Below are 5467 nucleotides of genomic sequence, written 5' to 3'. Positions count from 1 at the left end.
ACGGGCTCCGGGGTGTTTTCCGGTTCTTCGGTCTCGCGGTAGTTCATCTGGCCGTAGCCGATCAGCACCGGCGTTCTGGGGTTGACGGGCATGACGGAACCTTCCGCGGTTGGCGCCGGGCGAATGCTAGGCGGTGTCGGTGGATGCGAACAGCACTCGAGCCTCGATCAGTTGCTCGGTTTCCTCGCTGCTCATTCCGAGGACTTTGTGGCAGATTTCGCGGGTGTGTTGCCCGGGCAGCGGCGCCGGCCGCTGTAGCGCCTGCGGGATGTGCCGAAACGGCGCCGGGCCGGTCTCGGCCGGCAGCGGGTGATCGAACAGCGGATGATGCATGTCGCTGAACAGCTTTCGCTGCCGCAGCTGCGGGTCTTCCAGGACATCGGGCGGCCGGTTCATCTGACCGGCCGGGACGCCGGCGGCCTGCAATGCCTCGGCGACTTGCCACGGGGTCCGGCCGCGGGTCCACGCCGACACCTGCTCGAGCAGATCCCCGCGGTGCGCCACTCTCGCGTCGCCGGTGGCGAACCGCGCATCGTCGCCCAGCTGGGGTAGGCCGAAAACCGCGCTGGCCGAACGCCAATCGGTGTCGGTGCGAATCGAGATGACACACCATTCGTCGTCGCCTGCACACGGAAGAACTTCATGAAGGCTGGTGTCGTCGGCCAACTCGGCATCTTCGCCGGTCCGTGCCGCGTCGGTGACGTAGCGGGCGTCGAGTTGATTGACGACGGCCTCGGCCTGCGAGACGTGCACGCGGGCTCCCGTGCCGGTTCGGTCGCGATGGATCAGCGCGGCCAGCGCGCCGATCGCCGTGATTCGCCCGACCACGTGGTCCGGAAAGACCGTGGTCGCGTCGTAGAACCGGTGCCGAGAGTCGTCGCCCTGGTCCGGTTGATGGCGTTGGTCTGTCCATAGCTTGCTGACGCCTGCGGTGGCGCGAACCAGCGGTCCGTAGCCCATCCGGTTGCTCCACGGCCCGTTGTCGCCGAAGGCGCTGCTTTCGGCGAGAACCACCCGCTCATTCAGCGAACGCAGGGTGTCGTACGGAAACCCAAGGGCCGTAAGCGTTCCGGGCTTGAAGTTGGCAAACACCGCGTCGGCGTCGGCAACCAGCCGGCTGAAGACCTGCTTGCCGGCTTCGTCGCGCAGATCCACGCCAAACGCCAAATGGTTGCGATGCGTCCACGCGAATGACTCACTCATGGCATCGCCGACCCGGGCCTGTCGCAATCCGTCCGGATAGGCAGCACTTTCGACCTTGATGACCTCAGCGCCCAGATCGCCGAACAGCCGGCTGAGCTCGCCGCCGGCGACGATGATGCCCAAGTCGATGATCCGCAGCCCCTCGAACGGACGCGGGCCGGAACTGCCGGGGGCGGCGATCTGGGCCCGCTCGTCGAGCCACCGAGCATGGTCGTGCCCAACGCTCGGTGCGGGAGTGCGGAAGCCGACGTGCTGACCGTCGACGGCGTAGTAGCCGGTCGGGATGCGGCTGCGCACGCCAGGGACGAGTTCGGCGTCGGCGACGGCGCCCACTGATTGAAAGTGATCGGACGCCAGGATCTGCGTCGGATCCAGCACGGCGGAGATCGCCACACCGTGCGATTGGCCCTCAGACACCAGGGCTTTCATCGTCTGCCCGGCGAAAAGCTGTTGGACCAGCAGGCCGATCTGCGGCCAGGCCGCGAACCGCGCAGCGATCACGTCGTACTTGGGGTCCTGGAAGTCTTCGGGCTCTCCCAGCCAGCGGCGCAGCCCGTGCCATTGTCGAGGCGACATCACGCACAGCCGGACGTAGCCGTCCTGGCACGGGTAGATCGGGTAGGCGTCCTGGTTCTTCGGGCGTCCGCGCCACCGGTCCGGCCGACGGATGCCCGCAGCGGCTTGGCCGTGCGCCCCGAATGCCGGATCGAGCGCCATCACGACAGCCTCGAACCGGGAAAAGTCAATATACTCGCCTGTCCCACAACGCAATCGGTTGTAGTACGCAGCCAGCGCGGCCCAGGCGGCCTGAACGGCGGCGGTGGCCGACGCGATACCGTCCGGCGGCGAAACCGGTGTCCCCTTCGTGGGGCCCGACCGTGCCAACGCCCCCGACAGCGCGTACAGCACCGGATCGGTTGCCCGCCACGACGAACGAGGCCCCGTTCTGCCGAAATCGGTCACCGACATCGACACCAGTTGCGGAAAGCGATCCGCCAGGTCTTCGCACGAGGTTCCGTATGCCGCGGCCTGGCCGGGAGTTCCGCTGTCGACAACGATGTCGGCGCCGCCGGCGAGTTCGATCAACCGCTCACAGTCCTGCGGGTCGGACGGGTCGAGCACGCTGCTGCGCTTGTTCGCATTGTGCAGTGCGAAGCGCACTCCGGTGCCGCCCAGCGTCGGGCGCCGGGTGCGCGACGGGCAGCCGCCCGGCGGTTCAACCTTCAGGACATCGGCGCCCAAGTCGGCCAACAACCGGGTCACCGCGTCGCCGTCGTCGTCGGACAGGTCGAGCACCCGCAGCGATGCGAGCAAGCCGTCAACCGAGGTGGTCACCTCGGCCAGAATAGTGCGCGGGTTTGCCACGTTTGGGTGCCGGTGCGACAAGCGGTGACGGGGCGCGACCACCCCCCGGCTGAAATCCGCGAAAACGATGCGACGCGTTGGCTACCGTTCAGCCATGGCGTCCCTGTTCAACCCCGCCGGCCTCGTCGACCTCGCGGAGCAGACCGTGCGCGCGTACATCAAGGCCGCAAGCTGGGGTGAGCGTCAGGTCTTTGGACTCATCCGGTCCGGGATGCACCTGTCCACTGTCGCGGTGCCGGCGCTACCCCAATCTGAGGCCGAGATAGAAGAGCGCTCGGACGTCGACGCCGAAAGCCTCGATGCCAAGATGCACGGCTTGCTCGATCGCGCGGTCGGACAGAACACCGCCTCGAGCCGCCAAGAGCTGTTTCACAAAATTCTCGACCAGATCGTGCCCGACGAGGCGCGCATCATCAGCGCCTTGTCCGACGGCTCCACGTCCCCATTGCTGAACGTGTACGCGCGCACCCGTGCGGGATTGGGCGTCGAGGTCGTGCTGGAAAACATGTCTCTGATCGGCAAGACTGCGAACCTCGCGCTTCCGCAGTTGACCCCGATGTACGTGAGTCATCTGCTGTCACTCGGACTGGTCGAGTCCGGCCCCGAGGACTCCGACATGAAGGACGAGTACGAGATCCTCGCCGCCGACACCGCGGTGCTTCAAGCCATCAAGACGGCCAGCCGTGGTCCCATCCCGGCGCGTATCGAGAAATACACGCTGCAGTTGTCCGGCCTTGGTCTGGAACTGTGGGCCGCGGCGAGCGTCCCACGGGAGCGGGAGTGACGTCGTCGGTCATCGCGTGGGGGCAGAGCTGGAGTCAGATAACTTCCGACGTCAAGCTGAACTGGTTCATCTATTTGTCGATGCCGCTGATTGCCGCGTTCGTCGGCTACACAACGAAACTCGTTGCGCTGCAGATGCTCTACCGGCCAATCGAGTTCGTCGGCATCGGGCCGCTCGGTTGGCAAGGCGTGGTTCCGCGCCGCGCCGGCAAGACCGCGGCGATGACCATCCAAATGCTCACCGACAAGCTGCTGCGACCCGAGGAGATCCTGGACAAGATCGACGCCAAGCAGGCCGTCGAGGACCTCCGCGAGCCGCTCACCCGAACCGTCGACGAGATGGCTCGCGACCTCGCCGAGCAAGTGCGCCCCGGTCTGTGGGACTCGATCCCGGAAGCCGGCCGTAAGGCGGTGCTGTCGCGGGTGCACGCCGCCGCCCCCGGAGTCGTCGACAATCTGCTTTCGGAGATGAAGACCGATTTGCCGCGGTTCGTCGATCTGCAATATCTCGCCATCACCACCCTGGTGAATAACAAGGCCCAACTCAACGAGTTGATGAAGGGCATGGGCGGCGCGGCGATGAAGTTCATCCGCCGCAGCGGAATCTACTTCGGCTTCGCGATCGGCCTGGTGCAGATGGTCGCCTGGGGCCTGTTGCACAACCCGTGGATCATGCCCGGGTTCGGCTTCGTCACCGGTTTCGCCAGCGACTGGCTGGCCCTCAACCTGATCTTCATTCCCCGTGAGCCCAAGAAGCTCTTGGGCTTCATCCCGGTGCATGGCGTCCTGCACGCGCAGCGCGACAACGTCACCCGCGACTACGCGCGCATTTTGGCTAACGACCTGTTCTCCGCCGATGTGCTGCTCGACGCGATCCTGCACGGCCCGACCGCCGAACGGCTCTTCGCGGCGATCGAGAAAGAGGTCTCCGCAGCACTCGACGCGCAGGCCGGGTTCGCGCAACCGCTGATCACGCTCGCGATCGGCACCAAGCGCTACCGCCAGGCCAAGGACGCGATTGTGCAGATGCTTCTCGAGCGTCTACCGGAGACAATGCAGGAAGCCAAGGACTACACCGCCAAGACGCTCGACATCGAGAACCTGATCGTCGAGAAGATGACCAAGCTGTCTCCCGCTCAGTACGAAGCCATCCTCCGACCCGTCTTCAAAGACGACGAGATGCTCATGGTCACGGTGGGTGCCGTGCTCGGCTTCCTAGTGGGAGAGCTGCAGGTGGTCCTCGTCGAGCAGTTCGCGCGCTAGCGTCGGTAGCCTGGTGGGATGTCTGGCTACGAGAGCGCCGCGGTAGAGCCGCACCCGCTGCTCGCCCAGCTCTCGGCGCTGCACCAATTCCGCATCCAGGTCGACGTCGCCGTCGTCGTGGTGGTGCTGGCGTGCGCGAATTTGCTGGCGCACTTCACCACGCCGTGGGCAGGTGTCGTGACCGTCCCGGTCGTGGCGGTCGGACTGGTGGCCTGGTTGCGGGTCAACGGGCTGGGTTGGGCCGAACTCGGGCTGGGCCGCGAGCACTGGAGATCCGGAGCCGCATACGCGATGGGCGCCGTTGTGCTGGTGGTGTCGGTGATTGCGATCGGCGCGCTGCTGCCGTGGACGCGGCCGATGTTCATGAACCACCGCTACGCGACGATCTCCGGGGCGCTGATCGCCTCGATGCTGATCATTCCGCTGCAAACGGTCATCCCTGAGGAGTTGGCGTTCCGCGGCGTGCTGCACGGCGCATTGAACCGGGCGTGGGGGTTTCGCGGTGTTGCGTTCGCGGGTTCGCTGCTGTTCGGTCTGTGGCACATCGCCACGTCGCTGGGTTTGACCACCAGCAACGTCGGCTTTACCCGGCTGTTCGGCGGCGGAGCCATCGGGATGCTGGCCGGGGTCTTGCTGGCGGTGGTCGCGACGGCGGCAGCCGGGTTTGTGTTCAGTTGGCTGCGACGACGCAGCGGCAGCCTGTTGGCACCGATCGCGCTGCACTGGTCGCTGAACGGGGCGGGGGCCCTGGCTGCCGCACTGGTGTGGCACCTGTCGAGCTGATACGTCGCTACACGAGCAAGACGGCCGCGCCAGAGATACGGCCGGCGCTCAGATCCGACAGCGCCCGATC

4 protein-coding genes are annotated in these 5467 nt (G+C 66.2%); 3 read left to right on the top strand and 1 reads right to left on the bottom strand.

The window, feature by feature from the left end; genetic code table 11:
* Nucleotides 1-126 precede the first annotated feature (126 nt).
* Nucleotides 127-2538: a CoA transferase gene (locus tag VN856_RS00665; protein WP_325685207.1), complete on the bottom strand. Its 2412-nt coding sequence runs from the start codon at nucleotides 2536-2538 to the stop codon at nucleotides 127-129.
* A 124-nt stretch (nucleotides 2539-2662) separates the two neighbouring features.
* Between VN856_RS00665 and VN856_RS00660 the strand changes: the two genes are divergently transcribed.
* From VN856_RS00660 to VN856_RS00650, 3 genes are read left to right on the top strand one after another with little or no spacing between them, the layout of a single operon-like run.
* Nucleotides 2663-3352, top strand: coding sequence for an Abi-alpha family protein (locus tag VN856_RS00660; protein ID WP_325685206.1), 690 nt, complete (start codon nucleotides 2663-2665; stop codon nucleotides 3350-3352).
* A complete protein-coding gene (locus VN856_RS00655) occupies nucleotides 3349-4614 on the top strand; it encodes a DUF445 domain-containing protein (RefSeq protein WP_325685205.1) in 1266 nt (421 codons plus the stop codon). Before VN856_RS00660 ends, VN856_RS00655 begins: the two co-directional genes overlap by 4 nt.
* Nucleotides 4615-4632: 18 nt before the next feature.
* On the top strand, nucleotides 4633-5397 hold the full coding sequence (locus VN856_RS00650) for a CPBP family intramembrane glutamic endopeptidase (RefSeq protein WP_325685204.1): 765 nt from the start codon (nucleotides 4633-4635) through the stop codon (nucleotides 5395-5397).
* The last annotated feature ends 70 nt before the right edge of the window (nucleotides 5398-5467 follow it).

This window comes from Mycobacterium sp., from assembly GCF_035603715.1.
Taxonomy (GTDB): Bacteria; Actinomycetota; Actinomycetes; order Mycobacteriales; family Mycobacteriaceae; genus Mycobacterium.
The sequence above is the reverse complement of the archived record's forward strand: the minus strand, read 5'-3'. Positions and strand labels throughout refer to the sequence as shown.